The organism is Streptomyces rishiriensis, assembly GCF_030815485.1.
GTDB classification, from domain to species: domain Bacteria; phylum Actinomycetota; class Actinomycetes; order Streptomycetales; family Streptomycetaceae; genus Streptomyces; species Streptomyces rishiriensis_A.
The window spans coordinates 3,662,133-3,680,952 of the sequence record NZ_JAUSWV010000002.1; the positions used below are offsets into that span (position 1 = coordinate 3,662,133).

Below are 18,820 nucleotides of genomic sequence, written 5' to 3' on the forward strand. Positions count from 1 at the left end.
ACGGCACGCTAGCGGCCGGTGCACAGGGCACGCGAGCGGGTTCTCACGCCCACGACGCCGGGCCCGAGCGAAGCCGCCGTACGTCCCGCACGAGCGCGTACGTCGCACCGAGGAGGATCGCGGCTCCGGCCCCGATCCAGAGAGCCGAGGCCCCGTCGCGGTACTCGCGCACGGCCAGGACGAGCAGCAGGAGGCCGACGAGCACGCCGAAGGCCGAGATCAGGGCACTGATGCGGTGGGTCACACGGACATCATGGACGATCGCCCCGGCCGACCGCGGCCGCCGCGAAAAAGAAGCCGGTGAGGGCGCCCCGTCCCCACGGAGCCCTCACCGGCGGTCTTCAGGTGGACCGGTACGTCAGGCGCGGGCCAGTTCCCGGTCCTCGTCGCCGCCCCCGGACGAGGCGGCGTCGGCCGGGGTCTTCAGGCCCTCGCCCTCGACGTCCACGTTGGGCAGGGCGCGGTCCAGCCACTTCGGCAGCCACCAGGCCTTCTTGCCGAGCAGGGCCAGCACCGCCGGCACGATGGCCATGCGCACGATGAACGCGTCGAAGAAGACGGCGATCGCGAGGCCGAAGCCGATCATCTTGATCATCGACTCGCTGGAGCTGATGAAGCCGCCGAAGACGGCCATCATGATGATCGCGGCGGCTGCCACCACCTTGGCGCTGTGCCGGAAGCCGGTGACGATGGCCTGGCTCGGACTCTCGCCGTGGACGTACGCCTCCCGCATGCGGGTCACGAGGAACACCTCGTAGTCCATCGCGAGGCCGAAGACCACGCCGACCATGAAGATCGGCATCATCGACATGATCGGGCCGGTCTCCTCGACGCCGATCAGGCCGCCGAGCCAGCCCCACTGGAAGACCGCGACCACGGCGCCGAGCGCGGCGAGCACGCTGAGCAGGAAGCCGAGGGCCGCCTTCAGCGGGACCAGGATGGAGCGGAAGACCACGATCAGCAGCAGGAAGGCCAGGCCTACGACGAGGCCCAGGTACGGGATCAGCGCGTCGTTGAGCTTCTGCGAGAAGTCGATGTTCATCGCGGTGGTGCCGGTGACCAGCACCTGCGCGCCGGTGTCGGCCCTGACGTCCACGCCCTGGTCACGGATGGCGTGCACCAGGTCCTCGGTCTGGACCGAGGACGGCTTGGAGTCCGGGATCACGGTGATCGTGGCGGTGTCGCCGGCCTTGTTGAACATCGCCGGGGTGACGGTCGCGACGTCCTCGAGGTCCTTGATCCCGTCGGTGACCGTGGTGGCCGCCGCCTTGGGGTCGTCGCTGTTCTTGGCGTCGACCACGATCATCAGGGGGCCGTTGAACCCCGGGCCGAAGCCCTCCGACAGCAGGTCGTACGCCCGGCGCTGCGTCGTGGACGTCGGCTGTGAGCCGTCGTCGGGCAGGCCCAGCTCCAGCTGGGTGGCGGGGACGGCGACGGCGCCGAGTCCGACCACGCCGAGCAGCAGCACGGCGGCCGGGCGACGGATCACGAAGCTCGCCCAGCGCACGCCCGGTCCGGGCTTGGCCGACGTGCCCTGCTGGGCCCGGGCGCCCTTGTCGCCGGCCGGCCTGCGCTTCTCGCCGGTGGCCTTGACCTTCTTGCCCGCGTATCCCAGCAGTGCCGGAATCATGGTCAGCGCGATGAGGACGGCCACCACGACCGTGCCCGCCGCCGCGAGGCCCATCTTGGTCAGCATCGGCACGTTGACGACCGCGAGGCCCGCGAGGGCGATCACGACCGTGAGGCCGGCGAAGACCACCGCCGAGCCGGCGGTGCCGGTGGCGCGGCCGACCGCCTCCTCGCGGTCGCGTCCCTCGGCCAGCTCGCTGCGGTAGCGGGAGACGATGAACAGCGCGTAGTCGATGCCGACCGCGAGGCCGATCATCAGCGCGAGGGTGGAGGTGGTGTCGCCGAGGTCGAGCGCCTTGGCGAGGGCGGTGATGGTGGAGACGCCGATGCCGACACCGATGATCGCCGTCAGCAGCGGCAGTCCGGCCGCGACCAGTGAGCCCAGGGTGATGACGAGGACGACGGCGGCGATCGCGAGACCGATGACCTCGCCGATCGCACCGGGCTCGGCGCCGGCCTGGAGGGCGTCGCCTCCGACGTCGACGGTCAGTCCGGTGGCCCGGGCCTCGTCCCCGGCCGCCTCGAGGGCGTCCCTGGTGGAGTCCTTCAGCTCCATGCCGGGAGCGTCGTACTTCACCGACGTGTAGGCGACCGTGCCGTCCTTGCTCACGGCGTTCGTCGTGAACGGGTCGGTGACGGAGACGACCTCGGAGCCGTCGCTCAGCGCCTTGACGGTCTTCTCGACGGTCGCCCTGTTGGCGGCGTCCGTCATCTTCTGGCCCTCGGGCGCCTTGAAGACGAGGCGCCCGGTACCGCCGTCGGCGCTGGCTCCGGGGAAGCGCTGTTCCAGCAGGTCGAAGGCCTTCTGGGCCTCGACGCCGGGGATGGAGAAGGAGGTCGTGCCGGCGGCGGGCGCGGAGGCGGCGCCGACGCCGGCGAGGGTCAGCAGGGCCACCCATATGAGGGCGACGAAGTGGCGTCGCCGAAAGGCGAACCGGCCGAGTTTGTAAAGGAACGTGGCCACGGAGGCGTACTCCCGGTCAGGTCGTGTGTGTGCAGGGCAGGGTTGACCAGCCCGGCGGGGAGGGCAGGGCTGATCGGCCCGACGACGTGAGCGGTGACGTCAGGATGGGCGAACCGTGGGGACGGTCAGGCAGTGGTGGTGGAGACGCCGAGGGCAGGGAGGACCACGGCGTCGATGTACGAGAGCAGGAAGGCCTGCGTCGGCGGCTGCTCGTCGAGCATGGTGCGGGCGGCGAACGCGCCGATCATCATGTGCGGCACGAAGTCGATCGCCGGGTTGTCCGCACGGATCTCGCCCCGGTCGATCGCCCGCTGGAGCACATTGCGGAACTCCGCCATCTCCGGCTCGACGAGATGTTCCTTGAACGCCCTCAGGAGGTCCGGGTTGCCATGGATCGCCATGGCCAGGCCTCGCATCAGCGCGGAGTTCTGCTCCATCTCGCAGTCGTCCGACCGCATCGTGAGGGCGTGCAGGTCACCCCTGAGCGATCCGGTGTCGACACCGCCGGCGGCGGCGCCCGGCTTGTCGTGCCGCACCGCCTTCGCCACCAGCTCGGCCTTGCCGCCCCACTGGCGGTAGAGCGTGGCCTTGCTGGACCGGGTACGGGTGGCCACGGCGTCCATGGTCAGGGCGTCGTAACCGACCTCGCGGAGCAGATCGAGCACGGCCCGGTACAGCTCGGCCTCGCGCTCGGGCGTGATGCGACTGCGACGCGCCGTTGCGATCTCAGTCATGCCACTCACCTTCCTGCCCCGTCGTCATGCCAACTCGTCTCGTACACCATGAACATACCCTGAGGACCTGCGAAACGAAACCGTTTCGTACGTGTGCTGGCTCACGAACGTGAAGGGCGCATAAGGCGAACGGGGCCCGCCGCACGAGTTGCCCGGCCCCTTTCGCCGGAAAAGCATGGGGAGGTGAGCTATCTGCGTCTGCCCCACCTCAGTGGTGACCTGCTGTGCTTCGTGGCCGAGGACGACCTCTGGCTGGCCCCCCTGGCCGAACCCGGCCGCGCCTGGCGGCTCACCGTCGACCGCACCAAGGCCGGACACCCCCGGTTCTCACCCGACGGAAGCCTGATCGCGTACACGAGCTGGCGCAGCCTCGTCCCGGAGATCCATCTGGTCCCGGTGGAGGGCGGACCGGGACGGCGACTGACGTACTGGGGCAGCGCCGACACCCAGGTCTGCGGCTGGACACCCCCCGACCCGGACGGCAACGCCGACATCCTCGCCGTCGCCTCCCACGGCGAGCCCTTCTCCTACTTCACCTGGGCCTACAAGGTCCCCACCGACGGCGCCCCCGGCCGCAAACTTCCCTGGGGCCCGGTCTCCGACCTCCAGACCGCCGACATCGACGGCGAACGCAGGACCCTCCTGCTCACCGGCACCCCGCCGCACGAACCCGCCGCCTGGAAACGCTACCGGGGCGGCGCGACCGGCCGCCTGTGGCTGCACGGACAGCGGCTCCTGGCCAACCTCGACGGCCATCTGCACTCCCCTCTCTTCGTCGGCGGACGGATCGCCTTCCTCTCCGACCACGAAGGCGTCGGCAACCTCTACTCCTGCGCCCACGACGGCTCCGACCTGCGCCGGCACACCGACCACGACGCCTTCTACGCCCGGCACGCCTCCAGCGACGGCACCCGGGTGGTGTACCAGTGCGCCGGGGACCTGTGGATCGTCGACGACCTCGACGCCGGCTCGGAGCCGCGCCGGATCGACGTACGGCTCAGCGGACCGCGCGCGGGCCGGCGGCCCTACCAGATCCCGGCCGCCCAGCACGTGGACGGCATCTCCGTCGACGAGACGGGACGGGCGAGCGCCGTCGTCGTACGCGGCAGCCTGTACTGGCTGACGCACCGCGACGGCCCCGCCCGGACGATCGCCGACACCCCCGGCGTACGGGTGCGGCTGCCCGAGATGCTCGGCTCGGGCGGCCGGATCGCCTACGTGACCGACGCGGAGGGCGAGGACGCCGTCGAGATCGCCCGGCTGCCCCGGGCCACCGGCGAGCGCGCGCCCCGACGGCTGGCTTCCGGGCGGCTCGGACGGGTGCTGGAGATGGTGTCCGATCCCGAGGGCGAGCGGCTCGCCGTCGCCGCGCACGACGGACGGCTGCTCCTCATCACCGTGTCCGACGACCTCACCGGATCGGACGACGCGGGCAAGGAGGACTCGTGCGACTCGGAGCAGGACGGCTCGGACCAGGACGGCTCGGACCAGGACGGTTCGGCGCAGGACGGCTCGGTCACCGAGCTGATCTCGTCCGTCAACGGACCGGTGCGCGACCTGGCCTTCTCCCCCGACGGGAGCTGGCTGACCTGGTCGCATCCGGGGATCGGCCGGTCGCTGCGGCAGATCAAGATGGCCCGCATGAAGGACCGGCTCATCGTGGACGTCACCAACGGCCGCTTCGAGGACGAGAACCCGGTCTTCACCCGGGACGGCCGCTACCTGGCCTTCCTCTCCTGGCGCGGCTTCGACCCGGTGTACGACGTGCACACCGGGGACCTGTCCTTCCCGCTGGGCTGCCGCCCCTACCTGGTGCCGCTGTCGTCGGCGACCCCCTCGCCCTTCGCCCTGACCCCGGAAGGCCGGCCCGCCGCCGGGGGCCTGGACCCGGTGGAGGACGACGAGCGCGGCGACGGAGCCGTGACCGTCGAGGTCGAGGGGCTGGAGAACCGCGTCACGCCGTTCCCGGTACCGGCGTCCAAGTACTCGGCGCTGTACCCGGTGGCGGGGGGCGGACTGGTGTGGCTGCGCTGGCCGATCTCGGGGGCGCTGGGCGAGACCTTCGCGAACCCGGACGACACCAGCGGGCGGCCGACGCTCGAACACTTCAACATCAGCAAGGCGAAGAAGTCCGAACTCGTCGACCACCTCGACTGGTTCGCGCTCAGCGGGGACGGCTCCCGGCTGGTCGTGGTCGACGAGGGCGACCTGCGGGCGGTGCCGTCGGCCGAGTCCGGCGACCTGGACTCCACGGTCTGGATCGACCTGCGGCGCATCCCGCACGAGGTCGACCCGGGCGCCGAGTGGCGTCAGTCGTACGAGGAGGCCGGGCGGCTGATCCGCGCCTACTTCTGGGACCCGGGGATGTGCGGCATCGACTGGGACGCGGTCCTGGACCAGTACCGGCCGCTGGTCGAACGCGTCGCGTCACCCGACGAGTTCGCGGATCTGCTGCGTGAGGTGCTGGGCGAGCTGGGCACCTCCCACGCGTACGTCACCGCCGCCCGCCGCAACGAGGGGCCGCCGCACTACCAGCGCCTCCAGGGCCTGCTGGGCGCCAACTTCGTACGCCGGGACGCGGGTTGGACCGTCCGGCGGATCCTGCCCGGTGACTCCTCCGACTCCAAGGCGCGTTCACCGCTGGCCGGGACCGGGATCCGGGAGGGGGCGGTCCTCACCCACGTGGACGGACGCCGGGTCGACCCGGTCACCGGCCCGTACCCGCTGCTCGCGGGCGCGGGCGGCACCACGGTGGAACTCACCTTCGCCCCTGCCCAGGGCGAGCCGGGCCGTCCGCGCCGGGTGGCCGTGGTCCCGCTCGTCGACGAACGCCCCCTGCGCTACCAGGACTGGGTGGCCAAACGGCGGGCCGTGGTACACGAGTTGAGCGGTGGCATGTGCGGCTATCTGCACATCCCCGACATGGGCGGCTCGGGCTGGGCCCAGTTCAACCGCGACCTGCGGATGGAGGTGTCCAGGCCGGCGCTGCTGGTGGACGTGCGCGGCAACGCGGGCGGGCACATCAGCGAGCTGGTGGTGGAGAAACTGACGCGCACGATCCTGGGCTGGGACCTCACCCGCGACGCCCAGCCGGTGTCGTACGCCTCGAACGCGCCGAGGGGCCCGGTGGTCGCCCTGGCCGACGAGGCGACGTCCTCGGACGGCGACATGATCACGGCCGCATTCAAGCTGCTGAAGCTGGGCCCGGTGGTCGGCCAGCGCACCTGGGGCGGCGTGGTCGGCATGACCGGCCGCCACCGGCTCGGCGACGGTACGGTCATCACCGTCCCGATGAACGCCGCCTGGTTCGACGCCTACGGCTGGTCCGTGGAGAACAAGGGTGTCACTCCCGACCTCGAGGTGCTGCGCACCCCGCTCGACTGGGCCGAGGGCCGCCACGCCCAACTCGACGACGCCGTACGGCTGGCCCTGGACCTCCTCGCCACCCGCCCTCCGGCCACCCCGCCGACCTACGACGACGTCCCCGACCGCTCCCGGCCCGAACTGCCTCCCCGCCGGCAGCTCTAGGGTCTTCTCGACGGACCTCGCGACGGACTTGGCAACGGATCTCGCCATGGACCCGGCAGCGGCCGGCGCAACGACGCAACGGTCCCGACAACGGTTTCGGCAAACAGCCGGCGACGGTTTCGGCAAAGAGGCAGGGCGCCCTCCTGGAAGGGAGGGCGCCCCACGTCATCGCGCAGACCGGGTTCGGCTAGAAGTCCTGGCCGATACGGTCGTCGTCATCGCGCCGCATACGCTCCGTGTCCTGGCCGGGTCGCTGGCCGGAACGCTCACCGGGGCGCTCGCCGGGACGCTCACCGGACCGCTCGCCCGGACGCTCACCGGGACGCTCACCGGGACGCTCGCCCGGACGCTGCTTGCCACGCTGCTGCGCCTGCTCCTTGGCCTGCCCGACCTTCTGCTTGGCCTGCTGCTTGATCTGCTCGGACTGGTCCTGGAACTTGTCCTTCATACCCATGTGGGTTCACTCCTGTAGGAGATGAGGGGGGTTGGGGCCCCTTGGTGGGGCCTCGACCAGATTCACACGGGCGCTCACCGCGCGCATCTCGATCAACTACGCTGCGTAGCCCTCGCCTCTTCGTCGGCCGAGCCGCCCGCGCCCACCAGCCCCGTCCGCATGCCGTGCAGCCGGGGCGCGAACCGCTTCATCTCGCGCTGGCCCACCGTCCCGATGAGCGCGGGCAGATAGCCACGCACCCCCTGCATCCCCCGCAGCCACCACTGCCCGTACACGTGCGACGACCGCCGTTCGATCCCCGCCACGATCCGGTCGACGGCCGGCCCCAGCGGGTACGTCTTGTTCGACGGCCACGGCAGCCGCTGCCTCAACTCCCGCATCACCTCGTCCTGATCGGCGCCCCGCACCATGTCGGTGTCGGTCCAGGACAGGTAGCCGACACCGACGCGGACACCCAGGTGACCGACCTCGGCGCGCAGGCTGTGCGCGTACGCCTCCACACCCGACTTGGACGCGCAGTACGCGGTCATCATCGGCGCCGGCGTGATCGCGGCGAGCGAGGCGATCTGGAGCAGGTAGCCGCGGCTCTCGCGCAGCAGCGGCAGGAAGGCGCGGGCCGTGACCGCCGACCCGATCAGGTTGACCTCGATGACCCGGCGCCAGGCCTCCGGGTCGGAGTCGGCGAACGGACCACCGTTGGCGACACCGGCGTTGGCGACCACGATGTCCACCTTGCCGAAGCGCTCCTTCACCTCCGCCGCGACCCGGGCCATCGCCTCGTGGTCGGTGACGTCGGCGTACCAGTGGTCACTGTCGCTGTGCAACCGCTCCGAGACCTGCTTGAGCGCGTCCGGCTCCAGACCGACCAGCGCCACCTTCGCACCGCGTGCGGAGAGCTTGCGGGCGAGCAGCTCCCCGACGCCCCGCGCTGCCCCGGTCACGACGGCGACCTGCCCTTCGAGACTGACCCTGCTCATGCGCCCTCCTCCAACTGTGCGTATACGGTGACGAGTTCCCGGATCCGGCCGGTGACCAGGTCGGGCGCCTCGACCGGCGTCATGTGGCCGAGGCCGGGCAGTTCGGTGAGGCCCACGCAGTGCGGGAGCGCGGCGGCGATCCGACGGGCGTGCACCGGCGGGGTGAGCCGGTCGCCGCTGCCGACGATCACCGCCGTGGGCACCCGCAACTCCCGTACGCCGTGGTCGAGATCGAGCAGGTTCAGCACGTGCGACCAGGTGTAGCGCACGGTGCGCGGACAGGCGTGCACGATACGGGCGCACGCGTCCACCATGTGCGGGGCGGAATCCGCGCCCATCGTGGCGTACTTGAGGATCCGCTTCGCGAGGGGAGTGACCGGTCCCAGGGGCGCCCTCGACCCGAGGATGTGCCGGGTCAGCCAGGTCCGCAACGGGCCGGGCCGCAGGGGCAGGACGGTGGACTCGGCGACCAGTCCCGAGGCGCCGGTGCTGCACAGCAGGACGGCCGCCGCATGCTCCTGGAAGACGTCTCTGGCGGCTGCCGCCAGCACCGTCATGCCGCCCATGGAGTGCCCGGCGATGACCGCCTTCTCGCCGGGTGCGAGCGTCGCGGTGAGGACCGCTTCCAGGTCGTCGGCGAGGGTGTCCGTGCTGCACGCCGGGCTCGGCCCGGTGCGTCCGTGTCCGCGCTGGTCGTAGGCGATGACCCGGTGGTCGACGGCCAGGTCCCGGATCTGGGCCGCCCAGAACGCGGTGGAACAGGTCCAGCCGTGGGCGAGGACGACGGCGGGCGCGCCCTCGGGGCCATGAACCTCGACGTGCAGGAGCGTGCCGTCGGCGGAGACGGCGGTGAGCTCACGCGAGGACGCACCAGATGTGCCGGAGCGCTGGGCTGAAGACTTGACGGAGGGGCCGGAGAGCGTGGCGGAGAGGGCGGACGGCTCGACGGCCGACGGGCCGGAGGGCTCGACGCGCTCGACGCGCTCGACGGACAGGCTGGAGGGCTCGGCGGACGGGCCGGACGGCTCGACGCGCTCGGCCGACGGGCCGGAGAGCTCGGCGCGCGCGGCGGACTGGCTGGAGGGCTCGGCGGACGAGGTCATGCCGTCACCTCGTCCTGCTTCTCGACGGCCTTCTTCACGGCGGGTGCGCGCAGGACCTCGTACTCCGCGAGGTCCACTCGGCGGGTGGCCCGCCGGAACTCGGCCGTGGTGCCGGGCCAGATGGTGGTGTTGCGACCGCTGGCGTCCAGGTACCAGCTGGTGCAGCCGCCGGTGTTCCACACCGTCCGCTTCATCCGGTCCTGCACCCGGCGGTTCCAGGCGTGCACGGCGCTCGGCCGGGCGTCCAGCGCCGCGCCCCCGCCGAGGACGTCGAGCTGGCGCAGATAGTCGGCCATGTAGTTCAGCTGGGACTCGATCATCAGGATCATGGAGGAGTTACCGAGGCCCGTGTTGGGACCGATGATCGTCATCCAGTTGGGGAAGCCGGCCGCGGAGGCGCCGCGCAGGGCCTCCATGCCGTCCTTCCAGCTCTCCGCGAGCGTCCGCCCGTCGGCGCCCACCACCCGCTCGGCGATCGGCATGTCGGTGACGTGGAAGCCGGTGCCGAAGACGATCGCGTCGACCTCGGCCTCGCTGCCGTCGGCGGCGACCAGCGTGGACCCGCGGATCTCGCTCAGCCCGCTCGCGACGACGTCCACGTTGGGCTGCGCGAGGGCCGGATAGTAGGTGCTGGACAGCAGGATCCGCTTGCAGCCGATGCGGTAGTCCGGGGTGAGCCTGGCGCGCAGGGCCGGGTCCTTGATGGCGCGGGCCATGTTCTGCTTGGCGAGCTGCTCGACGAAGCCGAGTTGGTTCGGGTGCTTGGTGAACGCCTGGACCTGCAGTTCCCGGATGCCCCACAGCAGCCCTCGGCGCAGTCGGGCGGTGACGGGCAGGGACCGGTGCAGGGCGCGCTCCGCGCCGCTGATCGCCCGGTCGACGCGGGGCATCACCCAGGGCGGGGTGCGCTGGAACAGCGTCAGCCTGGAGACGTCGGGCTGCACGGCGGGCACGATCTGGATGGCGGAGGCGCCGGTGCCGACCACGGCGACGCGCTGCCCGGCGAGATCGTGGTCGTGGTCCCAGCGGGCCGAGTGGAAGACCTTGCCGGGGAAGGTGTCCAGGCCGGGGATCTCCGGGATCTTCGGGTCGGACAGCGGCCCGGTGGCCGACACAACGACCTCGGCGGAGTACCGGCCGCCGACGGTCTCGATGTCCCAGCGCAACTCCTGCGCGTCCCACGTCATCCGCAGCACCTCGGAGTCGAACCGGAGGTGGGGACGGAGTCCGAAGACATCCGCGACGTGCTCCAGGTAGGCGCGGATGTGCTCCTGCCCGGAGAAGGTGCGCGGCCAGTCCGGGTTGGGCGCGAAGGAGAACGAGTACAGGTGGGAGGGCACGTCGCAGGCGCAGCCCGGGTAGCTGTTGTCCCGCCAGGTCCCGCCGACGCTGCCCGCCCGCTCCAGGACGACGAAGTCGGTGATCCCCTCGCGGCGCAGCCGAACGGCCGCCCCCAGTCCACCGAAACCGGACCCGATCACCGCCACCCGTACGTGTTCGGTCATCCCGACACCTCCTAGCCGTGCGTGCGACTCTACGGACTCTGCCAGTGAACACTGGCGCAATGGGAGCGTAGAGCAGCTCCGTACCGATGGGTAGGGCCGGGGGAGGGAAAGTTACCGGCGGTACAACATAGGCTGCGTCCGTGACGGACAAGCGGGAGTACCGAACGGAGGAGCTGGCCGCGGAGGCCGGCATCACGGTGCGCACCCTGCGCTTCTACCGCGAGCGCAAACTCCTCGCGCCACCCCGCCGCGAGGGCCGTATCGCCTGGTACGACGAGCACCACCTGGCCCGCCTGCGCACGATCGCGGCGCTGCTGGAACGCGGCCACACCCTCACCGGCATCGCCGAGCTGGCGGACGCCCTCGACCACGGCCGCGGCGTGGCCGACCTCCTCGGCGTCGGCGGCCCCACCGAGGAGGAACCGGTCCGTCTGACCCCCGAGGAACTGGCCGCGCGCTTCGAGGGCCAGGTCACCACCGAGAACCTCGCCGCGGCCCTGGACCTCGGCTACCTGGGCACCGACGGCGACGAGATCGTCCACATCAGCCGCCGCCTGCTGGACGTCTCCTCCGCCCTGGTCCGCGAGGGCATCCCGCTCGCCGAGGTGCTGGCGGCCGGCGTCCGGGTCCGCGAACACGCCGACGCCCTCGCCACCCTCTTCACCGACCTGATCCTGCGCCACGCGACCGAGGACGACCTGCCCCGCCTGCGCCCACTGGCCCGCAGCGTGGTCGAGGCGGAACTGTCCCTCGCCCTGGACCGACGGCTGCACAACCCGCGCTAGCGGTCACGCTCGACAGCGCGCGGGCGGTCACGCCCGACAGCGCGTCGGCGGTCACAGTCGAGGAGCGCGTCGGCGTTCACACTCGATGACCTACCTGCGGTCGCACTCGCGGACGTTCCCGGGTCGTGCTCGCCGTCATCCTCAAGTCGTACGTGCGGTCGCCCTGAAGGTCGCGTCCGGGTCGTACTCGCGACGGCCCTAGAGGTCGTAGACCACGGTCACCGGAGCGTGGTCCGACCAGCGCTCGCCGTGCGTGGCCGCCCGCTCCACGAAACCCTTGACGGCCTTGTCCGCGAGGGTGGGCGTCGAGACGTGGAGGTCGATGCGCCATCCCGAGTCGTTGTCGAACGCCCGGCCCCGGTACGACCACCACGTGTACGGCCCCGTCACGTCGGGGTGCAACGACCGCACGACGTCCACGTAGCCGCCGTCCGCCGGGTCGAAGACCCGGGTCAGCCAGTCGCGCTCCTCCGGCAGGAAGCCGGAGCTCTTGGCGTTGGACCGCCAGTTCTTCAGGTCGGCCTGCTGGTGGGCGATGTTCCAGTCACCCACCACGAGGACCTCGCGGCCGTCGGCGGCGGCCCGGACGCGCAGGTCCTTGAGGTGGGCCAGGAACTCCCCCATGAAGCGGACCTTCTCGTCCTGCCGGTCGGTGCCGACCTCGCCGGAGGGGAGGTACAGGGAGGCGATCGTCACACCGGGCAGGTCGGCCTCGACGTAACGGCCGCTGCCGTCGAACTCGGACGAGCCGAAGCCGATCCGGACGGCGTCCGGTTCACGGCGGCTGTAGAGCGAGACACCGGCGCGACCCTTCGCGGCGGCCGGCGCGTGGGTGACGAACCAGCCCTCCGGGGCCCGGACCGCCTCCGGCAGCTGCCCCGCCTCGGCACGCACCTCCTGGAGGCACAGCACGTCGGCGGAGGTGTCCGCGAGCCACTCCACGAAGCCCTTCTTCGCGGCGGCACGCAGTCCATTCACATTCACGGAGGTCACGGTCAGCACCCGGGCACGATACAGGCCGGCCCCGCGCGGACCCGCGGCGGATACCGGCACACTGGAGCGGGTCCGCATCCACTTTTCCAGGATTGTGCATACAAGTACTGTGAGCAGCATGAATATACGCCCGGTCGCCTTCGACCACCCCGACGCCGTCAAGCTCAACGACGAGGTCCAGGCCGAATACCACGAGCGCTACGGCGACGGCGGTGACGCCACGGTCCTGGAGCCGTCCGACTTCCGGCGGCCGCACGGCATCTACCTCATCGCCTACGACGAGCTGGACCGGCCGGTGGCCACGGGCGGCTGGCGCAGCCAGGACGCCGACGGCAAGGGGCACGAGGACGGCGACGCCGAACTGAAGCGGATGTTCGTGATCCGGGAGATGCGCGGCAGAGGACTGGCCCGGCGGATGCTCACCGCCCTGGAGGAGGACGCGCGGGCGGCCGGCCGCGTCCGGATGGTCCTGGAGACGGGCACCCAGCAGCCCGAGGCCATCGCCCTGTACACCTCCAGCGGGTACACGCCGTGCACGAAGTTCGGCTACTACCGCGAGTACGAGGACAGCCGCTGCTACGCCAAGCCGCTCGGCTCCTGAAGCACTCGGCTCCCGAAGCACCTCGCCCCCTGAAGCACCTTGGCTCCTGAGATCGCCCGGCTCCCGGAGAACCTCAGCTTCTGAGGTAGGCGAGCACCGCCAGGACGCGACGGTGGGTGTCGTCGGCCGGGGGCAGGTCCAGCTTGGTGAGGATGCCGCCGATGTGTTTGCCGACGGCCGCCTCCGACACCACCAGCTGACGGGCTATCGCACCGTTGGACCGCCCCTCCGCCACCAGCGCCAGCACCTCCCGCTCGCGCGGGGTGAGCCGGGCCAGCGGGTCACGACGCCGACGCAGCAGTTGCCGTACGACCTCCGGGTCGACGACCGTGCCGCCGGCCGCGACCTCGCGCAGCGCGTCCACGAACTGCTCCACCTGGCCGACCCGGTCCTTGAGCAGATAGCCGACGCCGCTGCCGTCGCCGGAGTCGAGGAGCTCGGCCGCGTACGCGCGCTGCACGTACTGACTGAGGACGAGCACCGGCAGCCCGGGCCGCTCCGCCCGCAGCCGGACCGCCGCCCTCAGCCCCTCGTCCTGGAAGGCGGGCGGCATCCGGACATCGGTCACGACGACGTCGGGCGCGTGGTCGGCGACCGCCTGCAGCAGACCGGGCGCGTCGCCCACCGCCGCCACGACCTCGTGCCCGAAACGGGTGAGCAGCGTCGTCAGGCCGTCGCGCAGCAGCACGCCGTCCTCCGCGAGGACTACGCGGAGGCCTCGGTGACCGTCCCCGTCCGCCCGTTCACCCCGTTCGGCCCGTTCGCCCCGTCCGACGGGCTCGGTCGGCTCGGCTGGCCTGGCTGGCTCGGCTGGCTCGGCTGGCTCGGCTCGCAAGGGATCTCCACACGCAGCAGGGTCGGTCCGCCCGGCGGGCTGGTCAGCGTCAGTCTTCCATCGAGCACCGACACCCGGTCGGCGAGACCGGTGAGGCCGGTGCCGCGGGCGCTGTCGGCGCCGCCGCGGCCGTCGTCGGCCACCTCCAGGACGAGCAGCCGCCCGTCCCGGTGCTCCGCACGCACGCGTGCCCGCCGCGCCCCGCTGTGCCGGGCCACGTTGGCCAGCGCCTCGCGGACCACGAAGTAGGCGGCGGCCTCCACGGCCTGCGGAAGCCGCGGCGCCGGCCCGGCGAACTCCACGTCCACGGGAACGGGCGAGCGGTCGGCCGCGTCGGCGACGGCCGCCTCCAGGCCGTAGTCGGCGAGCACCTGGGGATGGATGCCGTGGATCAGCTCACGCAACTCCGCGAGGGCCGCGCCCGCCTCCTCGTGGGCCCGGGCGAGCTGCTCGGCGAGGGGCCCGCCGGGCGGGGCGTCGAGCCGGGCCAGACCGAGGTTCATGGTGAGCGCGACCAGACGCTGCTGGGCACCGTCGTGCAGGTCGCGCTCGATCCGCCGGCGCTCCCCCTCGAACGCGTCGACCAACCGCGCGCGTGAGCGCGTCAGTTCCACGACCCTGGTCTGCGGGTCGCCCCCGCGCGGGGCGACGAGCAGCCGGGTCAGCGCGGCCCGGGCGCCCGCCGCCGCCCCGAGGACGTACCCGCCCGCGGCCAGCAGCAGGACGCCCAGCGCGGCGGCGCCGAAGGCGGCCGGCCAGCCGGTCACCGTCCACACCTTGAGCACCTTCGTCTCACGTCCCTCACCGGCCGTCGCCATCAGCAGTGGGGCCGCGACCGTCGCGAGGGGGACGAACAGGGCGACGGTCAGCAGCAGTGCCTCGGCCGGCCAGAGAAGGCACGCGGCGAGGAGGGTGTGGCCGAGTTCGCGCCAGGTGGCCCGTTCCCGCAGCCGGGTCGTGAGCCAGCTGCGCAGACCCGGCGCCGCGGGCTCGACATGCGCGCCGGGCGCGTCGTCCGCGTCGACCAGCCGCAGCCGGTGCCGTTCGAGGGCGGCCACCGGCAGCCCGGCGAAGGCGACGGCCGCGAGCAGCGGCAGCCCTACGAGAACGAGCGCCAGGACACCGCCCGCCGCCACCAGCGCGACCAGCGCCACGAGGACGGCGGCTCCGGTGACCGCCCCCGTCAGCAGATAGGCGACGGCCCGCCAGGGCCACGACGACAGCAGGTAACCCGGACGGGTCATGGCCTGCCACACGTTTGGGGGGTGCATGCGGATCACCGTAGAAGGGTCACCGCGCCGGAGCCATCGGCCTGACCGGAGTCCCGGGGGTATACCTGGCCCTACCCCAGGTCTCGGTCCTGCCCCAGAGACCGGACCGGGGCGCGCGCGGTTTCGTTGGGCCATGACCACACACGCCGTCCAACTGACCGCCGTGAGCAGGCGATACGGTGCCGCGGGCACCGGAGTGAGCGCGCTCGACGACGTCACTCTGGCCCTTCCCGAGGGCTCGTTCACCGCCGTCATGGGGCCGTCCGGCTCGGGCAAGTCGACGCTGCTCCAGTGCGCCGCCGGGCTGGACCGGCCGACCTCGGGGTCGGTGCGGATCGGCGGGACCGAGCTGACCGGCCTGAGCGAGCGGCGGCTGACCCTGCTGCGCCGGGAGCGGATCGGCTTCGTCTTCCAGTCGTTCAACCTGCTGCCCGCCCTCACCGCCGAGCAGAACGTCGCCCTCCCGCTGCGGCTCGCCGGCCGCCGCCCGTCCAGGGCACAGGTCCGCGACGCGCTGCGGCAGGTCGGACTCGCCGACCGAGCCGGTCACCGCCCGGACCGGCTCTCCGGCGGCCAGCAGCAACGCGTCGCCCTGGCCCGCGCGGTGATCACCCGCCCGGAGGTCCTGTTCGGCGACGAACCGACCGGCGCGCTGGACACCCGTACCGGGCGCGAGGTACTGACGCTGCTGCGCTCCCTGGTCGACCAGGCCGGCCGCACGGTCGTCATGGTCACCCACGACCCGCTCGCCGCCTCCTACGCGGACCGGGTGGTCTTCCTGGTCGACGGGCGCGTCCACGGCGAACTCCACGGCGCCGGGGCGAACCCGGAGACGATCGCGAGCCGGATGGCGGGGCTGGAGACCGCGGCCGACGGCGCCGCGCTCTCCCCGGCGGGCGCCGCGTGCTGAGCGTCGCGTGGCACACGCTGCGCGCCCGATGGGCCGCCTTCGCCGGCAGCTTCGTCGCCCTCGCGCTCGGTGTCGCGCTGCTTACCGTGACGGGGCAGGCGCTGGCCGCGTCACTGGACGCGCCGGAGCGCGCGCCGGAGCGGTTCGCGGCGGCGCCGGTGGTGGTCGGGGGCCAGGACACCCTGCGGGTGACGACCCCCACCGGTGAGCGGACCGAGCGGCTGGCCCGGCCGCGGCCGGTGCCCGCCGGGACCGTCGCCGCGCTCCGCGCGCTCGGCCCGGTCACCGAGGACCGCTCCTTCCCGGTCCGCGCGGACGGCGCCCCCGCCGCGCCGGACGACCTGGTCGGCCACCCCTGGTCGACGGCCCGCTTCGCCCCCTACCGGCTGACCTCGGGCCGGGCCCCGGCAGCGGCCGACGAGGTGGTGACCAGCGGCGACTGGGCGACCGTAGGCACCCGACTGCGCACCACGGCCGGACCGTTGCGCGTGGTCGGAACGGCCCGCACGGCACGCGAACTCGACCACGACCACGACCACGGGTACGACCACGACTCCGGCTCCGGCTCCGGACCAGACCTCGAACTCGGATTCGAGCACGCCGTGTTCTTCCCGGACGCCCAAGCCGCCCGCCTCGCCCCGGAATCGACCCAGCTGGTCGTGGAGGCGGACGCGGCGGCCGTACGGGCGGCGGTCACCGACGAGAACGTACGGATCCTCACCGGGGACGCCCGCCGGCTGGCCGACGCCGACCCGGACCGCGACGCCGAGGCCCTGACGGCGCTGAACGCCCTGTTCGGCACGGCGGGCGGCGTGACCGCCTTCGTGTCCGTCTTCGTCGTGGCCTCCACCTTCGCCTTCGCGGTCGACCGACGGCGCCGCGAGTTCGGCCTGTTGCGCACCGCCGGGGCGACACCGGCCCAGCTCCGGCGGTCGGTCCTCGCGGAGGCCCTGCTGGTCGGCACGCTCGCCTCCGCGACGGGCTGCGGACTGGGCACGTACGGCGCGCCGCTCCTGGCCGAGCTGGTGGTCGACGGCGGGCTCGCGCCGAACTGGTACGCGATCGGCGGCCCGTCGGCCGGCGTCTGGCCGTACCATCTGGCCTTCTGGACGGGCCTGCTGGTCGCCCTGTGCGGTGCGCTCACGGCGTCCTGGCGGGCCGGACGCACCGCCCCGGCCCAGGCGCTGCGCGAAGCCTCCGTCGACGGGCGCGCGCTGACCCGCGGACGGCGCGTGTGCGGTACGGCACTGCTGCTCGCGGCGGTCGCGACCCTGGCGTACACGCTCGTGACCGACCCCGGCGAGCTGCTGCACCGCAAGTCGTACATCAGCCGTCCCATGATGCTCATCACGGCGGTCGCTCTGCTGTCGCCCCTGACGGTCCGTCCGCTCGTCCCCCGATGGCCGGGCCCGATCGGGATGTTGGCGCGGGCCGACGCGGTCACCGGGGTCCGCCGTACCGCCGCGGTGGCCGCGCCCGTCCTGGTCACCGTCGCGCTCGCGGGCTCCCTGCTGGGCGCGACGGCCACGATCGGCGCGGCGCGGGCGGCGGAGGTACGGCAGCAGACGTCCGCCGACTTCGTGGTGACACCGCAGGACGGAACAACCCTGCGGACAGGCGCACTGGAACGGCTGCGAAAGGTGCCCGGCACGGTCGTGTCGGCCAGTTCCGCCACCGCCGTCTTCACGCTGGAGGACGGCGTGGCGCTCGTGAAGTCCGAGGCGAGGGCAGCCGATCCGGCACTGCTCGCCGCCACCGTACGGCTGCCGGTGACCGCCGGACGGCTCGCCGACCTCGACGACGGGTCGATCGTCGTCACCGAGGAGTGGGCGCGGCACCGGGTGGGACAAAGGGTGCGGGTGTGGCTCGGAGACGGGACGCCGAAGACCCTCCGGATCGCCGCCGTACTGTCCGTCGGCACCGGCGACAACGGCGCCTACGTCACCCCGGCCAACGCCGGTGGCGGTGGCGTGGACCGCGTGGACGTACGCGTGCGGGCGGGCGCCGACCGGACGGAGGTCGCGGCACGGCTGCGGACCGTCGACGGGGTACGCGTGACGAACACCACGCAGTGGGTGCGAGCCGCCCTCCCGCAGACCAACCGGACGACCCGGCTCGGCATGCTGCTCGTCCTGGGCATCGCGCTTCTCTACACCGGTATCTCGCTGGCCAACACCCTGGTTATGGCGGCCGCCGAGCGCAGACCCGCTCTGACGGCCCTGCGGCTGACCGGGGCCACCGGCGGCCAGGTACTGCGACTGGCCGCCACGGAGGCGCTGACCGCCGTGGCGGTGGGCGCGCTGCTGGGCCTCCTGGTGACGGTCGTCAACCTGACCGGCCTGAGCGCCGCCCTGCACCTGCTCTCGGCCCCGGCGGCAATCGTCCTGCCCTGGCAGGCGATCGCCTGGACAACGGCGGCCTGCGCCCTGCTCGCGACGGCCACGGCACTGACGACGACGACACCGGCACTACGCCCGACCCGCCCATGACCCCGAACACGACAGAGCCCCCGTCGGTAACCCGACGGGGGC

General features: G+C 72.6%; 15 protein-coding genes. 5 read left to right on the plus strand and 10 right to left on the minus strand.

The window, feature by feature from the left end; translation table 11 throughout:
* Positions 1-43 precede the first annotated feature (43 nt).
* The 3 genes from QF030_RS18665 to QF030_RS18675 all read right to left on the minus strand — a co-directional run bounded on the left by QF030_RS18665 (position 44) and on the right by QF030_RS18675 (position 3,327).
* Complete coding sequence (locus QF030_RS18665) at positions 44-244, minus strand: hypothetical protein (protein ID WP_307163811.1); 201 nt, start codon at positions 242-244, stop codon at positions 44-46.
* 114 nt (positions 245-358) lie between these two features.
* Positions 359-2,593, minus strand: a complete 2,235-nt coding sequence (locus QF030_RS18670) for an MMPL family transporter (RefSeq protein WP_307163812.1) — start codon at positions 2,591-2,593, stop codon at positions 359-361.
* A gap of 125 nt (positions 2,594-2,718) precedes the next feature.
* A complete protein-coding gene (locus QF030_RS18675) occupies positions 2,719-3,327 on the minus strand; it encodes a TetR/AcrR family transcriptional regulator (protein WP_307163813.1) in 609 nt (202 codons plus the stop codon).
* A 183-nt stretch (positions 3,328-3,510) separates the two neighbouring features.
* Between QF030_RS18675 and QF030_RS18680 the strand changes: the two genes are divergently transcribed.
* Positions 3,511-6,855 (plus strand): S41 family peptidase, encoded by a 3,345-nt coding sequence (locus QF030_RS18680; RefSeq protein WP_307163814.1) that lies wholly within the window; start codon positions 3,511-3,513, stop codon positions 6,853-6,855.
* Between the two features lie 187 nt (positions 6,856-7,042).
* Here QF030_RS18680 and QF030_RS18685 read toward each other — a convergent pair whose 3' ends face one another.
* The 4 genes from QF030_RS18685 to QF030_RS18700 all read right to left on the minus strand — a co-directional run bounded on the left by QF030_RS18685 (position 7,043) and on the right by QF030_RS18700 (position 10,894).
* Positions 7,043-7,309 carry a hypothetical protein gene (locus QF030_RS18685; RefSeq protein WP_307163815.1) on the minus strand — a complete coding sequence of 89 codons (267 nt, stop codon included), beginning with the start codon at positions 7,307-7,309 and terminating at the stop codon, positions 7,043-7,045.
* A 92-nt stretch (positions 7,310-7,401) separates the two neighbouring features.
* The gene (locus QF030_RS18690) at positions 7,402-8,286 is read right to left on the minus strand and encodes an SDR family oxidoreductase (RefSeq protein ID WP_307163816.1); all 885 of its coding nucleotides are present in this window, start codon (positions 8,284-8,286) and stop codon (positions 7,402-7,404) included.
* Positions 8,283-9,389, minus strand: a complete 1,107-nt coding sequence (locus QF030_RS18695) for an alpha/beta fold hydrolase (RefSeq protein WP_307163817.1) — start codon at positions 9,387-9,389, stop codon at positions 8,283-8,285. Before QF030_RS18695 ends, QF030_RS18690 begins: the two co-directional genes overlap by 4 nt.
* Complete coding sequence (locus tag QF030_RS18700) at positions 9,386-10,894, minus strand: flavin-containing monooxygenase (protein ID WP_307163818.1); 1,509 nt, start codon at positions 10,892-10,894, stop codon at positions 9,386-9,388. Before QF030_RS18700 ends, QF030_RS18695 begins: the two co-directional genes overlap by 4 nt.
* Before the next feature lie 140 nt (positions 10,895-11,034).
* Here QF030_RS18700 and QF030_RS18705 point away from each other — a divergent pair, with 140 nt between their 5' ends.
* Complete coding sequence (locus QF030_RS18705) at positions 11,035-11,679, plus strand: MerR family transcriptional regulator (RefSeq protein ID WP_307163819.1); 645 nt, start codon at positions 11,035-11,037, stop codon at positions 11,677-11,679.
* Positions 11,680-11,877: 198 nt separating this feature from the next.
* Here QF030_RS18705 and QF030_RS18710 read toward each other — a convergent pair whose 3' ends face one another.
* Positions 11,878-12,681, minus strand: a complete 804-nt coding sequence (locus QF030_RS18710) for an exodeoxyribonuclease III (RefSeq protein ID WP_307163820.1) — start codon at positions 12,679-12,681, stop codon at positions 11,878-11,880.
* 109 nt (positions 12,682-12,790) lie between these two features.
* Here QF030_RS18710 and QF030_RS18715 point away from each other — a divergent pair, with 109 nt between their 5' ends.
* Positions 12,791-13,273, plus strand: a complete 483-nt coding sequence (locus tag QF030_RS18715) for a GNAT family N-acetyltransferase (RefSeq protein ID WP_307163821.1) — start codon at positions 12,791-12,793, stop codon at positions 13,271-13,273.
* A gap of 73 nt (positions 13,274-13,346) precedes the next feature.
* Here QF030_RS18715 and QF030_RS18720 read toward each other — a convergent pair whose 3' ends face one another.
* Entirely contained in the window at positions 13,347-13,961 is a 615-nt protein-coding gene (locus tag QF030_RS18720; protein ID WP_307163822.1) for a response regulator, read from the minus strand.
* Between the two features lie 17 nt (positions 13,962-13,978).
* A complete protein-coding gene (locus QF030_RS18725; protein ID WP_307163823.1) occupies positions 13,979-15,379 on the minus strand; it encodes a sensor histidine kinase in 1,401 nt (466 codons plus the stop codon).
* Between the two features lie 133 nt (positions 15,380-15,512).
* Here QF030_RS18725 and QF030_RS18730 point away from each other — a divergent pair, with 133 nt between their 5' ends.
* The gene (locus QF030_RS18730) at positions 15,513-16,289 is read left to right on the plus strand and encodes an ABC transporter ATP-binding protein (RefSeq protein ID WP_307163824.1); all 777 of its coding nucleotides are present in this window, start codon (positions 15,513-15,515) and stop codon (positions 16,287-16,289) included.
* The gene (locus QF030_RS18735; protein ID WP_307163825.1) at positions 16,283-18,778 is read left to right on the plus strand and encodes an FtsX-like permease family protein; all 2,496 of its coding nucleotides are present in this window, start codon (positions 16,283-16,285) and stop codon (positions 18,776-18,778) included. The genes QF030_RS18730 and QF030_RS18735 overlap by 7 nt, the downstream gene beginning before the upstream one ends.
* Positions 18,779-18,820: the final 42 nt, after the last annotated feature.

Excerpts from the sequence above, each read along its gene's own strand:
- QF030_RS18675 (WP_307163813.1), bottom strand. The coding sequence starts at position 3,327 with ATGACTGAGATCGCAACGGCGCGTCGCAGTCGCATCACGCCCGAGCGC.
- QF030_RS18685 (WP_307163815.1), bottom strand. The coding sequence starts at position 7,309 with ATGGGTATGAAGGACAAGTTCCAGGACCAGTCCGAGCAGATCAAGCAG.
- QF030_RS18690 (WP_307163816.1), bottom strand. The coding sequence starts at position 8,286 with ATGAGCAGGGTCAGTCTCGAAGGGCAGGTCGCCGTCGTGACCGGGGCA.
- QF030_RS18695 (WP_307163817.1), bottom strand. The coding sequence starts at position 9,389 with ATGACCTCGTCCGCCGAGCCCTCCAGCCAGTCCGCCGCGCGCGCCGAG.
- QF030_RS18700 (WP_307163818.1), bottom strand. The coding sequence starts at position 10,894 with ATGACCGAACACGTACGGGTGGCGGTGATCGGGTCCGGTTTCGGTGGA.
- QF030_RS18715 (WP_307163821.1), top strand. The coding sequence starts at position 12,791 with ATGAATATACGCCCGGTCGCCTTCGACCACCCCGACGCCGTCAAGCTC.
- QF030_RS18725 (WP_307163823.1), bottom strand. The coding sequence starts at position 15,379 with ATGCACCCCCCAAACGTGTGGCAGGCCATGACCCGTCCGGGTTACCTG.
- QF030_RS18730 (WP_307163824.1), top strand. The coding sequence starts at position 15,513 with ATGACCACACACGCCGTCCAACTGACCGCCGTGAGCAGGCGATACGGT.